This is a genomic window from Pseudomonas tolaasii NCPPB 2192, assembly GCF_002813445.1.
Taxonomy (GTDB): domain Bacteria; phylum Pseudomonadota; class Gammaproteobacteria; order Pseudomonadales; family Pseudomonadaceae; genus Aquipseudomonas; species Aquipseudomonas tolaasii.
In genome coordinates this window covers 2,978,584-2,996,496 of the sequence record NZ_PHHD01000001.1, presented here as the reverse complement: position 1 = coordinate 2,996,496, position 17,913 = coordinate 2,978,584, and the positions used below count along the sequence as shown (strand labels likewise).

16 protein-coding genes are annotated in these 17,913 nt (G+C 62.0%); 7 read left to right on the top strand and 9 right to left on the bottom strand.

Annotation, left to right across the window (positions count from 1 at the left end):
* Nucleotides 1-44: 44 nt before the first annotated feature.
* The 5 genes from pdxH to dinG form a co-directional block, all read right to left on the bottom strand.
* On the bottom strand, nt 45-692 hold the full coding sequence (pdxH, locus tag ATI14_RS13875; protein ID WP_016970369.1) for a pyridoxamine 5'-phosphate oxidase: 648 nt from the start codon (nt 690-692) through the stop codon (nt 45-47).
* A 27-nt stretch (nt 693-719) separates the two neighbouring features.
* Nucleotides 720-1,913 (bottom strand): OmpA family protein, encoded by a 1,194-nt coding sequence (locus tag ATI14_RS13870; protein ID WP_016970368.1) that lies wholly within the window; start codon nt 1,911-1,913, stop codon nt 720-722.
* 143 nt (nt 1,914-2,056) lie between these two features.
* Nucleotides 2,057-3,202 carry an EstA family serine hydrolase gene (locus ATI14_RS13865; RefSeq protein ID WP_016970367.1) on the bottom strand — a complete coding sequence of 382 codons (1,146 nt, stop codon included), beginning with the start codon at nt 3,200-3,202 and terminating at the stop codon, nt 2,057-2,059.
* 82 nt (nt 3,203-3,284) lie between these two features.
* A complete protein-coding gene (locus ATI14_RS13860; RefSeq protein ID WP_016970366.1) occupies nt 3,285-5,582 on the bottom strand; it encodes a beta-galactosidase in 2,298 nt (765 codons plus the stop codon).
* A gap of 98 nt (nt 5,583-5,680) precedes the next feature.
* Complete coding sequence (dinG, locus tag ATI14_RS13855) at nt 5,681-7,825, bottom strand: ATP-dependent DNA helicase DinG (RefSeq protein ID WP_080519826.1); 2,145 nt, start codon at nt 7,823-7,825, stop codon at nt 5,681-5,683.
* A 99-nt stretch (nt 7,826-7,924) separates the two neighbouring features.
* Here dinG and ATI14_RS13850 point away from each other — a divergent pair, with 99 nt between their 5' ends.
* The gene (locus ATI14_RS13850; RefSeq protein ID WP_016970364.1) at nt 7,925-8,389 is read left to right on the top strand and encodes a CopD family protein; all 465 of its coding nucleotides are present in this window, start codon (nt 7,925-7,927) and stop codon (nt 8,387-8,389) included.
* Nucleotides 8,390-8,495: 106 nt separating this feature from the next.
* On the opposite strand, the gene ATI14_RS13845 is transcribed toward ATI14_RS13850, so the two are convergent.
* Both ATI14_RS13845 and ATI14_RS13840 read right to left on the bottom strand, forming a co-directional pair.
* Nucleotides 8,496-9,254 carry a hypothetical protein gene (locus ATI14_RS13845; RefSeq protein ID WP_016970363.1) on the bottom strand — a complete coding sequence of 253 codons (759 nt, stop codon included), beginning with the start codon at nt 9,252-9,254 and terminating at the stop codon, nt 8,496-8,498.
* 135 nt (nt 9,255-9,389) lie between these two features.
* Nucleotides 9,390-10,085 carry a PA1041 family peptidoglycan-binding anchor lipoprotein gene (locus ATI14_RS13840; RefSeq protein WP_026083128.1) on the bottom strand — a complete coding sequence of 232 codons (696 nt, stop codon included), beginning with the start codon at nt 10,083-10,085 and terminating at the stop codon, nt 9,390-9,392.
* A gap of 190 nt (nt 10,086-10,275) precedes the next feature.
* Between ATI14_RS13840 and ATI14_RS13835 the strand changes: the two genes are divergently transcribed.
* From ATI14_RS13835 to ATI14_RS13820, 4 genes are read left to right on the top strand one after another with little or no spacing between them, the layout of a single operon-like run.
* Nucleotides 10,276-10,773, top strand: a complete 498-nt coding sequence (locus ATI14_RS13835) for a DUF6231 family protein (protein WP_016970361.1) — start codon at nt 10,276-10,278, stop codon at nt 10,771-10,773.
* A gap of 4 nt (nt 10,774-10,777) precedes the next feature.
* The gene (locus tag ATI14_RS13830; RefSeq protein ID WP_016970360.1) at nt 10,778-11,248 is read left to right on the top strand and encodes a YchJ family protein; all 471 of its coding nucleotides are present in this window, start codon (nt 10,778-10,780) and stop codon (nt 11,246-11,248) included.
* Nucleotides 11,249-11,268: 20 nt separating this feature from the next.
* The gene (locus ATI14_RS13825; RefSeq protein WP_016970359.1) at nt 11,269-11,751 is read left to right on the top strand and encodes an LEA/WHy family protein; all 483 of its coding nucleotides are present in this window, start codon (nt 11,269-11,271) and stop codon (nt 11,749-11,751) included.
* A complete protein-coding gene (locus tag ATI14_RS13820) occupies nt 11,748-11,948 on the top strand; it encodes an SEC-C metal-binding domain-containing protein (RefSeq protein ID WP_016970358.1) in 201 nt (66 codons plus the stop codon). Before ATI14_RS13825 ends, ATI14_RS13820 begins: the two co-directional genes overlap by 4 nt.
* Before the next feature lie 123 nt (nt 11,949-12,071).
* On the opposite strand, the gene ATI14_RS13815 is transcribed toward ATI14_RS13820, so the two are convergent.
* Together ATI14_RS13815 and ATI14_RS13810 are read right to left on the bottom strand one after the other, a co-directional pair.
* Nucleotides 12,072-13,457: an ATP-binding protein gene (locus ATI14_RS13815; protein WP_016970357.1), complete on the bottom strand. Its 1,386-nt coding sequence runs from the start codon at nt 13,455-13,457 to the stop codon at nt 12,072-12,074.
* Nucleotides 13,454-14,164 (bottom strand): response regulator, encoded by a 711-nt coding sequence (locus ATI14_RS13810; RefSeq protein WP_016970356.1) that lies wholly within the window; start codon nt 14,162-14,164, stop codon nt 13,454-13,456. Before ATI14_RS13810 ends, ATI14_RS13815 begins: the two co-directional genes overlap by 4 nt.
* A 197-nt stretch (nt 14,165-14,361) precedes the next feature.
* Here ATI14_RS13810 and ATI14_RS13805 point away from each other — a divergent pair, with 197 nt between their 5' ends.
* Together ATI14_RS13805 and ATI14_RS13800 are read left to right on the top strand one after the other, a co-directional pair.
* On the top strand, nt 14,362-16,743 hold the full coding sequence (locus ATI14_RS13805; RefSeq protein WP_016970355.1) for a TonB-dependent receptor: 2,382 nt from the start codon (nt 14,362-14,364) through the stop codon (nt 16,741-16,743).
* A gap of 25 nt (nt 16,744-16,768) precedes the next feature.
* Nucleotides 16,769-17,884 carry an ABC transporter substrate-binding protein gene (locus tag ATI14_RS13800; protein ID WP_080519827.1) on the top strand — a complete coding sequence of 372 codons (1,116 nt, stop codon included), beginning with the start codon at nt 16,769-16,771 and terminating at the stop codon, nt 17,882-17,884.
* Nucleotides 17,885-17,913: the final 29 nt, after the last annotated feature.

The window sequence follows — 17,913 nt, the reverse complement described above, 5'->3', positions numbered from 1 at the left end:
CGGAGCGGCGTGCAATATTCCAGGAAGGCGGCAACAAGCGAAATTCAGGGGGCCAGACGCTCGCGCGTCCATTCGCCTGCATCCAGACGATAGTTGAGGCGGTCATGCAGGCGGCTGGCGCGGCCTTGCCAGAACTCGATGCGTTCGGGCAGCAGACGGTAACCGCCCCAATGCTCAGGGCAATCGGGTTGGCTATCGCTGAAACGCTGTTCGGTGGCCTTGAGCAGGTCGTGCAGCTCTTCGCGGTCACGAATGACCTTGCTTTGCGGCGAAGCCCAGGCGCCCAGGCGACTGCCCAGCGGGCGCACCTGGTAATAAGCATTCGACTCTTGCGGCGTGACCTTGACCACCCGACCCTCGATGCGCACCTGGCGCTCCAGGGTCGGCCAGAAGAAAGTCATCGCCGCGAACGGCCGTGCCGCGAGCTGTTCGCCCTTGGCACTCTGATAGTTGGTAAAGAAGGTAAAACCCTGTGCATCCAGACCTTTAAGCAACAGGATGCGGCAGTGCGGGCGCCCCTCCTGGTCGACGGTCGCCAGCGTCATGGCATTGGCCTCCACCGGCGGCTGTTCGGTTTTCACCGCGTCGCCAAACCATTGGTGGAACAACGCAAACGGCTCGCTCGGGGCTTGTGCCTCGCTCAAACCGTCCCGTGTGTAGTCACGGCGCATATCGGCCAGTGCCTGGGTCATGCGGTTTTATCCTTCTGTTTCAACGGATCAGTTTTTGGCCTGGTCGTTCGTGGCGGCTGCATCGGCCTTCGGTGCAGCTTTTTTCGCGGCCGGTTTGGCAGCGGCTTTTTTGGCGGCAGGCTTGGCGGCGGCTTTCTTGGCCGGTGCCTTTTTCGCTGGAGCGGCTTTCTTCGCGGCCGGGGCCGGTACAGGGGCCGGGGCAGTCTGCACGGCAACCATCTCGGCAACCGGTGGTTTGCCCGAGTTGTACTTGTTCAGCAAGGCCAGCATGGTGGTGCGCTGGGTGAACATGATTTCCATACGGCGGTTCAGCGCGCGACCCTGGGTGCTGTCGTTGGCGGCACGTGGCATCAGGTCACCCATGCCGCGCATCATCAGGCGGTCCTGCTTCAAGCCGCTGAGGCTGAAAATCGACGCGATGGACTGCGCGCGCTCACGGGTCAGCGCCTGGCTCACCGGCTCGGCACCGTTGGTGTCCACGTGGCCGAGTACCAGCACGGCGGTTTTCGGGTCGCCTTCAACAGCCTTGGCGACGCGAGTGAACGGGCCCAGGGTCACCGGCAACAGCATGGCCGGGCGTTTAGGGTTGTAGGAGCCGTCTACCGGGGCGATCACCACCAGCACGTTTTCACGGCGTTCCAGTTGCAGGTTGCTGTCCTTGATGGCGGCGCGCAGGCGCGGCTCATAGTCGTCGAGCCAGGCCTGGGTGATTTTCGGGTCAGGCATCGGCACGTTGGTCACGTCGACCTTGGCCAGTGGCTTTGGCTTGCTTTCGAACGGCCACCACCATTTGGTATCAGTGTCGGTCTTGGCGACAGCCGGCGCGGCATCCGCAGCTGGCGCAGGGGTTGCGGCCTTGAGGTCGGCTTTCAGGTCAGCCTTGGCGTCGGCGGCTTTTTCATCGGCGCTTTTGGAGGAGAACGGCCACCAGCTGGAGCCGGTTTCGGCTTTGGCTACCGGGGCAGGCGCGGCGGCAGCCGGGGCTGGGGCTGGAGTCGCAGCGGCGGCAGCCACCGGGGCGGCAGGTTTGGCTCCGGCGGCGGGTTTGGCGTCCGGCTTGGCATCCGGCTTCGCGTCGGTTTGGGTCACTGCGTCCTTGGTGGCAGCCTTGTCGGAGCCAAATGACCACCAATGCCCGCCGTCGGCATCATTTTGTGGAGTTTGTGCGCAACCGGTAATAGTGAGGCACAGCGCCAGTGCCAAGGACTTGTTCGATAACATGAGATATCCACAAAATGAGAAAAAACCAGGGGGTCTGGATGACCCGTTAAACAGACGCTTACAGAACATTAAAGTTACACAATTTCGTTCAGCGCCTTCTTATAGTTGCCTTTGTAACAAAAAAACGTGAAACGGCAAGCGCTTTACAGACAACCGGCCAATATTCCGACCAACTTCTGCGCACGCGGGTCCATAAGTACATACGGCCCCAGTGTATTAGTCACAAACCCGAACGCTACATCATGTTCCGGGTCGGCAAAGCCCACCGAGCCACCCGCCCCGGGATGCCCAAATGCACGCGGGCCAAGGCCGAACGTGGCATTGGGCAATTGCGGCTGGTCCAACATGCAACCCAAACCGAAACGGGTTTGAGTCAATAAAGTTTTATCCGGCCCGATACTGTGTTCGCGCGTCAATTGTTCGAGCATGTCGCTTTCCAGCAAACTACCGTCCAACAAACCGCTATAAAAACCCGCGAGACTGCGTGCGTTACCGTGACCATTTGCCGCCGGCTGCTGCATGCGTCGCCATTCAGGCTTATTAGTGCTGGTCAGAATAGACGGTGGGTTGGCAAATGCACGGGTCGTCATTGCCGCAGGTTCACGCATCATTACTTGCAATAAACGTTGCGCGGCTTCATCGCCCATATTGCCTTTGCTGCGCGCTATATGAGCGACACGATGAAACTCTTCGTCCGCCAGCCCGACATGAAAGTCCAGCCCCAGAGGCCGTGCGACCCGTGCCACGATGGATTCTCCCGGCCCGCGCCCGTCGGCGCGACGCAACAACTCGCCAACCAGCCAGCCGTACGTGATGGCCTCGTAACCATGCCCTTCGCCCGGCGTCCACCATGGGGCCTCGGCCGCTAGGGTGTCGACCATCAACGGCCAGTCGTACAGCGCTTCGGCGGGCAGCATTTCACGGATCGCCGGCAACCCGGCCTGATGGCACAACAGTTGGCGCAGGGTGATGGCTTCCTTGCCCGCCGCGGCGAATTCGGGCCAGTAGTCGGCGACCGGCGCATCAAGTTTTAACTTGCCCTCAGCCACCAATTGCAGGGCCGTGACGGCCGTAAACGTCTTGGTGCAGGAAAACAGGTTGACGATAGTGTCGCTGTGCCAGGCTTCGGCGCCGTCCTTGTCGGCGGTACCGGCCCACAGGTCGACGACGGTCTGGCCGCCGATCTGGATGCACAACCCGGCGCCACGCTCTTGCGGGTCATCGAACAGTGCGGCAAATGCCTCACGTACCGCTTCGAACTGGAGCTCGTAATGACCCTGAATCTGCACCTGATCCGCCTCGGAAAACGCGTTAAGAAATGGCGGCCATTGTTCCAGCCCTTACGGCTTTTGTGAACCCGTCAAACATGAATCAATGGCCATTTCCGGAGTGCCCGCCCGCATGCCCGGCGCCCTGCCCCGCACCTTTGCCGTCGCGCCCGGCCTTGCCGTTTTCGCTTTCACGCACCGCGCTGGCGGCCTTGGCTTTTTCCGCCTCTTTACCTAACTGATCGACCGTTGCCAGATTGCTTTTGCGCACGCTGTCGACAAACCCCTGAAACGGCACATCGGTGATGCCGACCAGGCCGAAGTGGCCGTTTTCACCGTCCAGCAGGCGCCCGGTCACTGGCTGGTCGAGGTATTGGAACCAATGCACACCGACAATCGACGGCTCGGCCATGGCCTGCTTGAGGAAGTTGCCGTAAGCCGCGCCACGATCTTCTTCGCGAGCCAATTGCGTCACGCCGCCCCAGAACGGGCCACGGTCTGCCGAGCCGAAGTTGAACTCGGTGATCAGCACCGGCTTGTCCAGCGCACGCAGAGCGGCGAAGTCATAACCGTCCTGCGGCTTGAGGGTGTACATGTTGAAACTCAGCACATCGCAATACTGCGCGCAGGATTCCACGGCCTCCGGGGTACTGACGGCATAGCGGCCGCCCAGCAACAGTTGGTTTGGCGCGTGCCATTTCAGCGAATCGGAGATGGTCTTGAAGTAGGCGTCGGCGAAGGTCTTCTGGAAGTATTTGAAGTCGGCTTCGATTTCCGGATGCTCGGGGCTTGGCATCGGCGGCACGAAGCCCGGATCTTCCATCAACTCCCAACCCGACAAATGGATGCCCCAGGCCCGGGAAATGCCTTCTTCGTTGCGGTACTTGTCGCGTAATTGCTTGAGGAAGGCACGCTTGGCCGGCACATCGGTGGTCATGCGCAACGTACCGTAGGCCAGGGCGTAGCGGGATTTCGGGTCGTCGCCCGGCCCGGCCCAAGCCAGTTCGTTGTCGGCAAAATAGCCGATCAGCCACGGGTCATCGCGGTGGTCGCGGGCGGCGATGGCCACGGCGCGTTCGGTGGCCATGGCGAAACGCGGGTCAAACGGGTCGGGCATGCCGCCCCACCAGTCGGTGCCGGTGCTGATGCTGGCGTAATCACCGACGATCGACAGCGGCAAGGTGTAAGGCACACGGTCGGCGCTGGCCAGCGCCTCGTCGCTCCAGTTGCCCACGGTGTTGAAACCCCAGGCTTGCAGGCGGTCGAGGGTGTGGGTCACCCAGCGTTTCTGGTCGAAACCTTCGCCGCCGTAGGTGCGTTGCAGGTTGGCGCCGTAAAAGTCATACCAGCGCCCTACGTTGAAGCCCCGGCCCTGATCGGCACCGTTGCCGCCCCGGTTGTCGCTGCTGCCGTAGTACTTGTCGAACGGTTCACCCGATTTGGGCAATGCGCTGAACATCCATTCACGGCCTGCCACGTAGGTCTGGTTGTTGTCTGGTGCAACGGTATTTACGCCGAGGGAGTAGAACGGATGGCCTTGCGGCGTCACCAGGTACCAGCGACCGTCACGCTTTTCGGTGCGGAAAAAGCCGCTGGCCTCGAACGCCGGGCCTTTGTTCCAGCCGCCGTATTGGTCCAGCGAAGACTTGTCACGCTCAGCCAGCCAGCCTTTGAGCTGTTGTTGCTCCTTGGTGGCGGCAGCCTTGAGTTGGTCGTCGCTGCTGACTTTTTCCGGCCAGCGCGCACGGGTGGACTGGCCATAAGCATCCACCAGTTCGCTGTACGCCGCTTTCATGGCCGGCTCGATGTCCTGCACCCCGAAGCGCTCCAGCAGGATGCTTTGCGCGGCATTGGGCTTGATCATGGACAGGGTGACCGACGCCACCTGGCTGCGGTCGACATCCCCGGCGCTGTTGCCCAGCAACACGCGCTGGCCGTCAACGATGATGGGCATCGGCGGGCCCGCCTTCATGCCCTGGCTCAGCGGCGAATTGGCTTGCAGCGGAATCAACAGGGTTTGCGCCGGGCCGGCCGGCAAGTCGATGCGACTGGTCAGGGTTTTGCCGTCGGTGCTCTGCACCTTGACGTAGAGGGTCAGCGCCCAATCCATGGCGCTCTGGATGCGCAGGCTCATGGCGCCTGATTGCGACCAGTCCCAGGTGCCGGTTTGCGGGCTGAGCACCAGGCTCGGCTCGGCGGCCGGGTTGAAGGTGATGCGGCGCAGCACTTCACCTTCCGGAGTTTGTTCTGCGTTGTATTGCGGCAGGCTGGCGTCCTGGGTCGCCACCTTGACCACATCGGCAGGCCGGACGAAGTTGAACAACGTTTGTTGCCCGGCGGGCGCGGCCATCAGCGGCGCGGCGAACAACAGGGCAAAAAGGGCGGGCAGCGTGCGAATCATACGAGCAAGGTTCTCCCAGACGGCCGATGAATGGCCTGATGACATAAAACGTTGGCAGTGAGATAGACCACGAAGTGGGCGAATTCGCCCACGGTGGCTTAAGAAATTTCGCGCCTGAATGGCGGCAAGGCATTGAGGATAGCCTTGCCGTAGCGCTGGGTGACCAAACGACGGTCGAGCAAGGTGATGGTGCCCCGGTCCTGCTCGGTACGCAGCAAGCGCCCGCAGGCCTGCACCAGTTTCAGGGACGCATCCGGCACCGAAATCTCCATGAACGGGTTGCCGCCCCGCGCTTCGATCCATTCGGCCAGGGCCGCTTCGACCGGATCATCCGGCACCGAGAATGGAATTTTGGCGATCACCACGTGCTCGCAGTAGGCGCCGGGCAAGTCCACGCCTTCGGCGAAGCTGGCCAGGCCGAACAGCACGCTGGAATCACCGCCATCGACCCGCGCCTTGTGCTTGTTGAGGGTTTCCTGCTTGGACAGGTTGCCCTGGATGAACACCTGCTTGCGCCAGTCGCGGTCGAGGCCGTCGAACACGTCCTGCATCTGTTTGCGCGACGAAAACAGCACCAGCGTGCCCTTGGAGCCTTCCACCAGCTCCGGCAGGTCACGGATGATCGCGGCGGTGTGCGCCGCCGCGTCCCGTGGGTCGGCCTTGAGGTCCGGCACCCGCAGCACGCCCGCATCGGCGTGGTGGAACGGGCTCGGCACCACCGCGGTAACGGCTTTTTTCGGCATGCCGGCGCGCATGCGGAAGCGGTCGAAGGTGCCGAGGGCGGTCAGTGTGGCCGAAGTCACCAGGCAGCCGTAGGCCACGTTCCACAGGTTGCGGCGCAGCATTTCGGCGGCGAGGATCGGGCTGGCGTTGACCTCGATATCGAACAGCGCGCCGCTTTCCGACAGGGTCAGCCAGCGGGCCATCGGCGGGTTGTCTTCCGGGTCTTCAACGGTAAAGGCGGTCCACAGTTCCCAGTTGCCCTGGGAGCGGGACAACAGACTGCCGAACAGCGGGTACCACTCTTCGGCCTGGTTACTGGCGATGCCGATGTTGACCTCGCCATCCATGCCTTCCTTGAGCAGGTCGGTCAGGCGCGTAAACAGGTCGGTCAGGCGCGAAAAGCCTTTCTTCAGTTCAATGCCCATTTCGCGCATGTGCTCGGGGATCAACCCGCCGACGAAACGGTGACGCGGCCGCTCGCGGCCTTCCACGTCTTCACCGGGTTTGAAGTCGGCCACCTGCTCGCAGGCGCTGAACATGAATTGCTGCTGGGTCTTGATCTCCCGCGCCAGCTCCGGCACCTGCTCGATCAACTTGCCGAGGTCGCCGGGCAGCGGGTGCTGGGCCAGCAATTTGGTGAGGTTCTTCGCGGTGGTTTCCAGCCAGTCGGCGGTGGAGCGCAGTCGCGTGTAGTGGGCGAAGTGGCCGATGGCCTTGTCGGGCAGGTGGTGGCCTTCGTCGAAGACATAGAGCGTGTCGCGCGGGTCGGGCAGCACGGCGCCACCGCCCAGGGCCAGGTCGGCCAGCACCATGTCGTGGTTGGTGACGATCACGTCGACCTTGCCCATGCCTTCGCGGGCCTTGTAGAAGGCGCACTGGCCGAAATTGGGGCAATGGCGGTTGGTGCACTGGCTGTGGTCGGTGGTCAGGCGCGCCCAGTCGGAATCTTCCAGGGCGGTGGGCCAGCTGTCGCGGTCGCCATCCCATTTATTGCCGGCCAGCTTCTCGATCATGCTGGTAAACAGCTTCTGGCTGGCCTCATCGACCTCGATCTTGAAGCCTTCTTCTTCGAAAAGCTGGGCAGTAGCGGTTTGCGCGTGGCCTTCCTGCAACAATACATCGAGCTTAGACAGGCACATGTAACGGCCACGGCCCTTGGCCAGGGCGAACGTGAAGTTCAAGCCGCTATTGCGCATCAGGTCGGGCAAGTCTTTGTAGACAATCTGCTCCTGCAGGGCGACGGTGGCGGTGGCGATCACCAGGCGCTTGCCGGCCGCCTTGGCGGTCGGAATGGCGGCCAGGCTGTAAGCCACGGTTTTACCGGTACCGGTGCCGGCCTCGACGGCCACGACCGCGGGCTCACCTTCGCGGCGGCCTTCGTCGTCGGTGTCGATATCCCCGAGGACCTTGGCCACTTCGGCGATCATCAGGCGTTGGCCATAGCGCGGTTTCAAGCTCTTGGCTTCAAGAAAACGCGAATAGGCGCCCTGGATCGTGGTTTTGAGTTCAGTGCTGATCATGAATAGTCGGGCGCTAAAAACGCTGGATAAATTTTCAGTGGTTCGGATCGGCGGCTATCATACCCCGCTAATGAATCCCGCGCAGAACGGAGTACCGCAATGACCGTGTTTAGTCTCGTTTATACCCTGCATGTATTGGCCGCCCTGATCTGGGTCGGCGGCATGTTTTTCGCCTGGATGATCCTGCGCCCCGCCGCCGGGGCGGCACTTGAGGGCCCTGCCCGGCTCAAGTTGTGGGCAAATGTGTTTCAGCGTTTTTTCGTGTGGGTGTGGGTCGCGGTGGCTGTTTTGCCGATCAGCGGTGTCGGCCTGCTGCAATTGCGCTTCAGTGGTTTTGAGACTGCGCCGCGCTATGTGCAGGTGATGATGGGGTTGTATCTGGTGATGACGGCGCTGTTTATCCGCGTCCAGGCGCTGAAATTTCCGCAATTGCGCGCGGCGGTGGCGGCTGAGGACTGGCCTACAGGCGCGGCAGTGCTGGGGCAGATTCGCAAGCTGGTGGGGGTTAATTTGATTATCGGGTTGGTAGTCGTGGCGATTGCTTCGGCTCGGCCGATGTTCTGAGGACGTTTTTCAGGGCCTCATCGCGGGCAAGCCCGGCTCCCACAGGTTGGAATGTATTCCAGGTGTGGGAGCCGGGCTTGCCCGCGATGACGTCAGGACAAATGCGTCAAAGCCGCTGGACGGTCACAGTACCTGCAGGCCCGGCCGGCCCCGGCTGCCCTTCCAGCCCTGGGCGCCCCTTCTGGCCGCCATCGGCGCGATACACCAGGCACCCCTTGGACTGCCCGCCGTTACCGGGCTTGCCCGCCGTACCGGCCAAGCCACCGGCGCCGCCATCGACCCAGACCTTGATCTGTTCAGCCGGGAAGCTCTGCGGCAGTTCGACACGTACCGTCGCTCCCGCCGCGCCCGGCAGGCCATCACCACCGTTATCCCCATTGGCCCCGCGTCCGGCTGAGCCCCAGGTGCAACCCGGGTCCACGCCGTTGGCGCCATCCAGGCCCGCGTAACCTTGAGCGCCGGCACCGCCACGGGCGTCCACCGACAGTTCATCGGCAGTCAGCTCATTGATGCGCAATGTCAGGTCGCGTCCGGCCTTGGCCGGCCGTTCGTGAGTACCGGGGGCGCCGCGCGAGGTGATCTGGCTGCCATGTTCCAACTGCGCATGACGCACCTGCAACTGCAGCGCGGTATTGCCGGGCACGATGGTGATACGGGCTTCGCGCCCCAGGTGCAGCTCATCCACCGTCACCTGGCTGATGTTGGCAGGAATCAGCAATGTGCCGTAATCCGCCACGTCCAGGCGTTCAAGTTGCAGGACGCTGGTGCTGTTGGGCAAGCGCATCAGCGAGTTGCTTTCGACGCTGACGTTCTGCGCCAGAGCAATGGGGCTGACCAACAGGGCCAACAGAAAAACCTTACGCATGATTGGCCTTCTTATTTTGTTCTAGACGGCCGCACAGTAACGACTTCTGAAGGCGTTTTGCCAGTGAAGGATCAAAAAAAGCCAAAAAGGTGCCCTTGAACAGTGCCCCCGTGGCGGCCACGGGGGCAAAGGCTGTCAGCGGTTGATTTTGATTTCCACGCGACGGTTCAATGCGCGGCCTTCAGCCGTTTTGTTATCGGCCACAGGCTGGCTTTCGCCCGCGCCGACCACCGACACAAAGTTGCTGCGCGGCACGCCTGCCCCGATCAGATAATCGGTCACCGAGTGTGCGCGTTTTTCCGAGAGCTTCTGGTTGTAGGCGTCTTTGCCCACGCTGTCGGTGTGCCCGCTGACGCGCAGTTGCGCGCTTGGGGCTTCCTGTTTCAGGCGGGTGGCGATGGTGTTGAGCGTGGTTTTGTCCGCCGCCGTCAACTTGGCCGAGTCGAACTGGAAGTGCACATCGCGGATCACGATGGTCTCTTCCTTGACCACGACCACTTCCTCAACCACAGCCGCTGGCGGCGCCGGAGGGCAACCATCGGCATCGACCTGCACGCCCTTGGGCGTGTGCGGGCACTTGTCGCGGCTGTCCGGCACGCCATCACCGTCTTCGTCGCCATCGCCGTGAACCCAGCAATAGGCGCCAGCCATGCCGCCGACCAGCAATGCGCCATAGCCTGCGTAGGCCGAGCTTTCAGTGGCGCCAATCGCGGCGCCCGTCACACCACCGACGGCTGCACAGGTGGGCCAATCGGTTTTTTGCAAGCCTGCGCAACCTGTCAATACTCCGGTTAGCAGAACCAAGGGTAGAGCTGTCCGCATGATGCTCATGTGATTTCTCCTGAGGGTATCGGCGGGGGCCGATGGGTGGAGTAAAGACGGCTCTTTTCATCTGCGCCAGTACGCCGCGGCCCCGGTTTCATTGAGGATCGTCGCCCTCGCCGGACTTTTCGCGGCCATCCGCTCTAGGCCCGCACGCTCAGCCGCGCTAGTCTCTACGGTCCTGATGTGAGGATCTGTGATGACCGCTGGTATTTCTTCCCGTACACCTCAGCAAGCGTTGGCCGCCTTGCTGGATTTGCACCAGCCCAAACGCCTGCTTTTATTGGGCGCCAGCCAGTTCCCGGCATTGGAAGCGTTTCAAGCCGAGCACCCCGACACCGTAGTGGCCATCGCCCCGCCCGGGCCGCTGCCCGCGGAGTTGGCGGCGCAGCGTTTTGACCTGGCGCTGGTGGTCGATTGCCTGGAGCACCTGTCAAAACCGCAAGGCCTGACCCTGCTCGGGGGCGTGCGCAACCTTAACGCCAGCCGCATTGCAGCCCTGGTGGACTTGAACGCCTGCGGCTGGAAGGAAACCGATTTCTTCTCCCTGGCCCTGCAAGCGGGCGAGCGTTTCCAGCGCGACGAACAGGTTCTGACGCTGTTTACCTATGATCTGCTTGACTATAAGCAAGTGCCCGACTGGCTCAACGCCCGTTTCTGGGCCAACCCGGAAAACTTCGGAAAGTATTGGTGGTAACCCGATGAGTACATCCATTTGCCCCTGCGGCAGCGGCAACCTGCTGGATGCCTGCTGCGGCCATTATCACGCCGGCCACCCGGCGCCCTGCGCCACCGCGTTGATGCGTTCGCGCTACAGCGCCTATGTGTTGGGCCTGGTGGATTACCTGGTGGCAACCACGCTGCCGGCACAACAGGCCGGCCTGGACCGTGCCGCCATCGGCGCCTGGAGTGCCCAAAGCACCTGGCTCGGCCTTGAGGTGGAAAGCTCCGAGGTATTCGGCGGCCAGCCGGAACACGCTTTCGTGACCTTTACCGCGCGTTGGCACGACAGCACCGGCGAACACAGCCACCGTGAGCAGTCTTCTTTCGTACAGAACGAAGGGCGCTGGTACTTCATCGACCCAACGGTTGAAGTGAAGGCCGGGCGCAATGATGTATGTTTGTGCGGCAGCGGGCAGAAATTCAAGAAGTGCTGTTCCAGCTACCTCTAATCACCTGACGGGAAAACGCCATGCTTCGGATGTGCTGCTTGATGCTGGCGTTGACCCTGGGCTTGACCGGCTGCGCCTCCTGGTTTGAAGACGATGCCCCGCCGCCTCACATTTCGTTGGTGAAGGTCGAAGTGGTACGCGCCAAGCTGCTGGAGCAGAAATTCAAACTGTGGTTTCGCGTGGACAACCGCAACGACGAAGACCTGACGGTGCGCGGCCTGATCTATAAGGTCAGCCTCGGCGATTTTGTGTTGACCGAAGGCGAGTCCAACGAATGGCTGACCGTACCGCCGCGCAGCCATGCTTTTTTCCGTGTGACGGTGCGCACCAACCTCTGGCCGCAGATTCGTGATGTGGTGCAGATGCTGAAAAATCCTGATAAACCTGTGCCGTATCGCCTGGAAGGCGAGTTGAAAACCGGATTATTCATCGGTAATGACGTGCAGGTGAACCACAATGGCGAGATAATCCCCGGCGATTTTATTCCGGAGCGACATCGATGAACCAGCAACCCCATGTCCATGGTCCTGACTGCAACCACGATCACGATCACCATGATCACGACCACGGCCATGTCCACGGCCCGAATTGCGGCCACGCTCACCAGGAGCCGGTGCGCAACGCCTTGAAAGACGTTGGCCGCAACGACCCTTGCCCGTGCGGCAGCGCGAAGAAATTCAAGAAGTGCCACGGGGCTTGATGCCCTGACACAGTCAGTGTGGGAGCTGGCTTGCCTGCGATTGCGGTCCGACAGCTAAAAATGCGTCAACTGGCCCACCGCAATCGCAGGCAAGCCAGCTCCCACATTAGGTCGCATTGCAGATCAAGACTTGCGTTGGAATTGCAAGACAACTTCAAGCCCCCCGCCCTCACGATTACTCAAGCTCAACCGCCCCTCATGCGCCCGCGCAATGGTGTGCGCAATACTCAAGCCCAACCCATACCCACCGGTTTCGGCATTGCGTGAGCCTTCCACCCGGTAAAACGGCTCCATCACCTGCTCCAGCTGTTCCTGGGGAATGCCCGGCCCGCGGTCGCTGATGACGATCTTCAAGCTGTCCGCCTGGTCGTCCACCCGCACCACCACGTCACAGCCATAGCGCACGGCATTTTCCAGCAGGTTCTGCACACAACGTTTGAGGCTGCGCGCGTACCCCGGCAATGGCTGGCGCGCACGGCCGACGATCGTCACGCTGTTGCCCACGTCTTCCAGATCCGCCTGCAAGCTTTGCAGCAAGGCATTGATGTCGATGTTCTGCCGCGTCTCGTTGATTTCGCCGCTGCTGACAAAATCCAGCGTGCTGGCAACCATGTGCTCCATTTCCTCTAGGTCGCTGCGAAAACGCTCCTTGGTGCGGTTGTCTTCGAGCATTTCGGTGCGCAGGCGCAGGCGTGTGATCGGTGAACGCAGGTCGTGGGAAATCGCCGCAAGAAACCGCGTGCGTTCGGCGATGTTGGCGATCAGCCGCTGCTGCATTGCATTGAAGGCCTGGGCGGCGCGGCGCACTTCGGTGGGGCCGTCCACCGACAGTGGCGGACGCTGGATATCCCGGCCCAGCGCCTCGGCGGCCTTGGCCAGGGCATTGAGCGGGCGAATCGCCAGGCGGACCGCCACCAGGGCGATCACCACCAGCACCAGCACCCGCAGCAAATAAATGCGCATCACGTAGTCGAACAACAGGTCCAGCGGCGACGTGCTGGTCCAGCCCTGCTCCTCACTGGCATCCACCTGCAACCAACGCCCGTCGGGCAAGCGCAGGTCAATCAGGAACTGGCCCACCACCGGCCTGGAACTGAGCAAGGTCGAAAGCCCTGCACGTTGCCCTTCGCCATCGACCAGCGAAAGGCGCAACAGAATCAGGGTTTGCGCGTAACCGGTTTTCTCCGACAACACTTTCTTGAGCAGGCGCTCGGTGGGCCGGTCGCTGTCGGTCAAGGTGCTGGGCGTAATGCTGGCCTGGTCGCTTAAGGTCAGCTGGAAGTGCGGCGTATTGAGCAGTTTGATCAACTGGTCAGCCTGCTGCGGGTCGCTGTGCACCAGCCGCACCACGTCCGCCAGCCGCGTGGCGATCAGCCGCGCGGGAATTTCCAGCACCTGGCCGTGGCGACGGTCGTACCAGATGCTGCTGGTCAGCGCCTGGGCCGCGAGCATGCCGCTGACCAGAATCAGCACCAGCCGCCCGAACAGCGACTTGGGCAGCAGTCTCACGAGCCCAACACCACGTCGTCGGCGGTGAGCATGTAACCCTCGTTGCGCACGGTCTTGATCAGCCCGGCGGGCAGTTGCGAGCGCAGGCGGCTCACGCACACGTCAATGGAGCGGTCGAACGGCGTGCTGTCTTTGTCGAACACATGGTTGAGCAGAAAATCGCGGCTCAACGGGCGGTTCGGGTGTTGCAGCAACAAACGCAACACGCGGTAATCCGAATTGCCCAGGCTGACCACCACGCCTTCGGGCGTCAGCAATTGGCGCGCCCGCGTGTCGAGTTGCCAACCGGCAAAACGGATGCTCGGTGCTTCATCCAGCCGCGCCCGGTCCGGGAAACTCTGCACCCGGCGCAGCACCACCTTGATTCGCACCAGCAACTCACGCGGGTCGAAGGGTTTGGGCAGGTAGTCGTCGGCGCCGATTTCCAGGCCGACGATGCGGTCGATCAGCGAGCCCTTGGCCGTGAGCATCACCACCGGCGTGTTGGAACTCACGCGCAGTTCGCGGCACAGGCTCAGGCCGTCTTCGCCGGGCAGCATCAGGTCGAGCACGATCAGGTCGATGACGTTCAGCGCCAGGCGACGGCGCATTTCCCGGCCGTCGGCGGCGGTGGACACCTGAAACCCCGCGTCACTGAGGTAGTCGCAGAGCAGTTGGCGGATTTGCGGGTCGTCATCAACGATCAACAGGTGGTCAAGCTTGGCCATGGGCATTCAATCCGAAAACTCAAAACGCAGGATCTAGCCGAAAGTTCAGCCAGCAGGTCGGGCAAATGTAATGGAATGTTGTAGGAAACCATAATCACGCATCAGCGATACAAAGCCAGGGTATGGCAGGGGAAATCGCTCTTTAGACTACCGAACCTAAATGAGAGTAATTGTAATTTAGACTCGGATCACTACCTATGTCATCTCCCACGCCTTACCGCCACACGTTGAACACGACGCTGGCGCCGATGTTCGGTTTTCTCGCTGCGGGCAGTGTCGCACCGACCGCCTGGGCCGATACCAACGCCGCCGCGCCGAATGATTCGGTGCTGAGCCTGCCGGAAATCAAGGTCGACGGCGAAGCCACCTCCACCTTTAAAGTGGACCGCGTGACCTCGGCCAGGATCAGCCAGCCGCTGCTCGACGCCCCGCAAAGCGTGACCATCGTGCCGCAGCAAGTGCTCAAGGAGCAGAACGCGCAGACCTTGCAGGAAGTGTTGCGCAACGTGCCCGGCATCACCTTCATGTCCGGCGAAGGCAATTTGGGCTGGGGTGACCTGTTTTCGATTCGCGGCTTCTCGTCCGAGCAAAGCCTGACCGTCGACGGCGTGCGTGACGCGGGCATGTCCACGCGCACCGACACCTTCAACCTGCAACAGGCCGAAGTGTTCAAGGGCACCGGTTCCATTGAATCCGGCGTGTCCGCCGTGGGCGGCAGTGTCAACCTGGTGAGCAAAGAAGCGCACCTGGGCGATGCCAACAAGGTCGCCGCCGGCATCGGCACCGACAGCTACCGGCGCCTCACCGCCGACCTGAACAAACAGATCAACGACACTACCGCCGTACGCATCAACCTGATGAAGCACTACAACCAAGTGGCCGAGCGCGACGACGTGGACTACGACCGCTGGGGCATCGCCACCTCCTTCGGCTTCGGCCTGGGCACCGACACGCGTTTTTTCGTCGACACCTTCTATCAGAAAGACACCAACACCCCGGACGGCGGCGTGCCGATCCAGCGTGGCACCGACGGCCATCGCATGCCCGGCGTGTCGCGTTCGAACTGGTACGGCGACTCCAGCCTCTACACCCAGCAGAACGAAACCACCTCGCTGACCGCCCGTTTCGAACATGACTTCGACTGGAACGACGCCCACCTGCGCAACCAGACGCGTTGGGAGCGCAGCGACAACTTCGCCGTGCTGTCCCCGGCCCGCTTTTTCGCCGCAGGCGCCAATGGCAAGAAAACCTGCACCGGCACCCGCTGTGCAACCCTGGGCTACACCGGCGTAGGCCCAATCAGCCAGGTGCCCGGCAGCACGGTAAATGCCTACACCGATTACGTGAACAACAGCAACACCGCCTACGGCATCCTGCGCGGCAGCGATTTCGGTTTGTCCAAGCGCTACACCATCCTGGATAACCAGACCGACTTCAGCTTCACGTTCAACACCGGCAGCCTGCAGCACGCGATCGTGTCGGGCCTGGAGTTCTACCACGAGACCTACGGCGGCCTTAAACGCAACGCCGAAGTGCCGGCCGGCGACATGTTTTTTGACATGCACGACCCCAGCCACAGCTTTGCCAGCACCTACGTGACCAAGGGCGAAGGCGACCCGCGCTCTATCGTCGATAACGCCGGCATTTACCTGGGCGACACCGTCACCCTCAACGAGCAATGGCAGGTGCTCGGCTCGCTGCGTTACGACAACTGGCGCGCCCAGACCACCCAACGTGGCCAGGCTGACATCAGCAGCACCGACGGCGCCGTCAGCGGTCGCGTCGGCGCGGTGTACAAGCCGTTGCCCAACGGCAGCATTTATGTGTCCTACAGCGAGGCGGCGCAACCGTCGGCGCTGGGTGCGTCCACCAACAACCAGATCTTCGGCTCGGCCACCACCAGCAACTACAGCCCGGCCAAATCGAAAACCTACGAGATGGGCACCAAGTGGGACATCGCCGATGACCTGCTCAATGTCACCGCGGCGATCTTCCGTACCGAACTGGACAACTCCTGGGAATACCAGGACGGCGAAGCCGCCCCGGTGCGCGCCCTGCCCGCCAAGCGCGTGGACGGCGTAGAGCTCGGCCTGCAAGGCAATATCACGCCGCGCTGGACCACCTATGCTGGCTTCTCGGCGCTCAAAAGCACCCAGACCAAGGGCATCAACAAAGGCAGCGAAGCCAAGAACGTCCCCGACCTGACCGCCAACCTGTGGACCACCTACGCCGTCACCGACGCCCTGAGCCTGAGCTACGGCGAGCAATACGTGGGCCGTCGCCGCTACACCGACAACAAATATGTCGGCGGTTTGAACAACAACAGCAGCTACGCCAACGGGCCGTCCGGGGTTAACGCCATCTACGTGCGCGACAACGAAAAAGCCCCCGGCTACTGGCTGAGCAACGTGGCCGCGCAATACAAGGTGAACAAGGCCACCACGGTCAACCTCAACCTGAACAACGTGTTCAACAAGTTCTATTACAGCCAGATCGGCGCGTCCCTCGACGGCTTCCAGCTCTACGGCATCCCCGGCGCCGGACGCACCCTCACGGCCAGTGTCGATTATGAATTCTGATCTTCCTTCACTCGGAGTCCTTTCCATGTTGAAACCCCGCAACGTGCTCAAGCTCGGCGTACTGTTCGCCGCGCTGGTCCTCGGCCACGCCGAAACCGCCGCCGCCCATGAAGTCACCGACGTACTGGGCCGCAAGGTCGAGGTGAAGGACGACGTCAAACGCGTGGTACTCGGCGAAGGTCGTTTGATTTCAGCGTTCGCCCTGCTCGACAAGGATGCGCCGTTCCAGCGCATCGTCGGCTGGCAGAACGATTTGAAGCTGCTGGACCAGCACACCTACAACGCCTATGTGGCGAAATTTCCCACGGTCAAAGACATTCCGTTGATCGGCCAGGCGTCGGAACAAAGCGTGAGCGCCGAGGAAATTCTCTCGCTCAAACCGGACCTGGCGGTGTTCAGCATCTCGGGCCACGGCCCGACCGAACACAGCCCGGTCGCCGATGTGCTGGCCAAAGCCGGCATTCCGGTGCTGTTCGTCGACTTCCGTATCAACCCGGTACAGGGCACCCACATCAGCATGCAGGCGCTGGGTGAGGCGTTGGGCCGCGAAGCCCAGGCCAAGGCGTTTTTGAGTTTCTATGACCAGCACATCAAGGTCATCACCGACGCCGTCGCCACCCTGCCGGCGGGCCCACGCCCGAGCGTGTTCCTGGAACTGCTGGCCGGGGCCTGGCAAGCGCCGGGGCACACCACCGGTAAAAGCGGCATGGGCGAAGTGATCAAGCTGGTAGGCGGGCGCAACATCGCCGCCGACGTGGTGCCGGGTGCGCTGGGGGATATCAGTGTCGAGTACGCGCTGAAGGCTGATCCGGATGTGTACGTGGCCACCGGCAACCACAAACCGGGGCTGATTCTGGGGGCCGGCGTCAGCAATGCCGACGCCCGCGAAGCGTTTGACCGCGTACTGGCGCGTCCGGAATTCGCCAACCTGCGTGCCATCCGCGAGGGCAATTCCCACGGCCTGTGGCATGACTTCTACAACTCGCCGTACAACCTGCTGGCGATAGAAGCACTGGCCAAGTGGGTGCACCCGGAGCTGTTCGCCAAGCTGGATCCGCAGGCGACCATGGCGCAAATCAACAGTCAGTTCCTGGGGATGCCGTTGCAGGGTGCGTATTGGATCGACGCCAAGGCTAAATAAACGCGGTCCGAAATGTGGGAGCGGGCTTG

Bases quoted from the DNA above. Each gene is read 5' to 3' on its own strand.
- ATI14_RS13835 (WP_016970361.1), top strand. From the start codon at position 10,276: ATGACCGCTGGTATTTCTTCCCGTACACCTCAGCAAGCGTTGGCCGCC.
- pdxH (WP_016970369.1), bottom strand. From the start codon at position 692: ATGACCCAGGCACTGGCCGATATGCGCCGTGACTACACACGGGACGGT.
- dinG (WP_080519826.1), bottom strand. From the start codon at position 7,825: ATGATCAGCACTGAACTCAAAACCACGATCCAGGGCGCCTATTCGCGT.
- ATI14_RS13805 (WP_016970355.1), top strand. From the start codon at position 14,362: ATGTCATCTCCCACGCCTTACCGCCACACGTTGAACACGACGCTGGCG.
- ATI14_RS13850 (WP_016970364.1), top strand. From the start codon at position 7,925: ATGACCGTGTTTAGTCTCGTTTATACCCTGCATGTATTGGCCGCCCTG.
- ATI14_RS13840 (WP_026083128.1), bottom strand. From the start codon at position 10,085: ATGAGCATCATGCGGACAGCTCTACCCTTGGTTCTGCTAACCGGAGTA.
- ATI14_RS13810 (WP_016970356.1), bottom strand. From the start codon at position 14,164: ATGGCCAAGCTTGACCACCTGTTGATCGTTGATGACGACCCGCAAATC.
- ATI14_RS13845 (WP_016970363.1), bottom strand. From the start codon at position 9,254: ATGCGTAAGGTTTTTCTGTTGGCCCTGTTGGTCAGCCCCATTGCTCTG.
- ATI14_RS13800 (WP_080519827.1), top strand. From the start codon at position 16,769: ATGTTGAAACCCCGCAACGTGCTCAAGCTCGGCGTACTGTTCGCCGCG.
- ATI14_RS13830 (WP_016970360.1), top strand. From the start codon at position 10,778: ATGAGTACATCCATTTGCCCCTGCGGCAGCGGCAACCTGCTGGATGCC.
- ATI14_RS13860 (WP_016970366.1), bottom strand. From the start codon at position 5,582: ATGATTCGCACGCTGCCCGCCCTTTTTGCCCTGTTGTTCGCCGCGCCG.
- ATI14_RS13825 (WP_016970359.1), top strand. From the start codon at position 11,269: ATGCTTCGGATGTGCTGCTTGATGCTGGCGTTGACCCTGGGCTTGACC.
- ATI14_RS13820 (WP_016970358.1), top strand. From the start codon at position 11,748: ATGAACCAGCAACCCCATGTCCATGGTCCTGACTGCAACCACGATCAC.
- ATI14_RS13870 (WP_016970368.1), bottom strand. From the start codon at position 1,913: ATGTTATCGAACAAGTCCTTGGCACTGGCGCTGTGCCTCACTATTACC.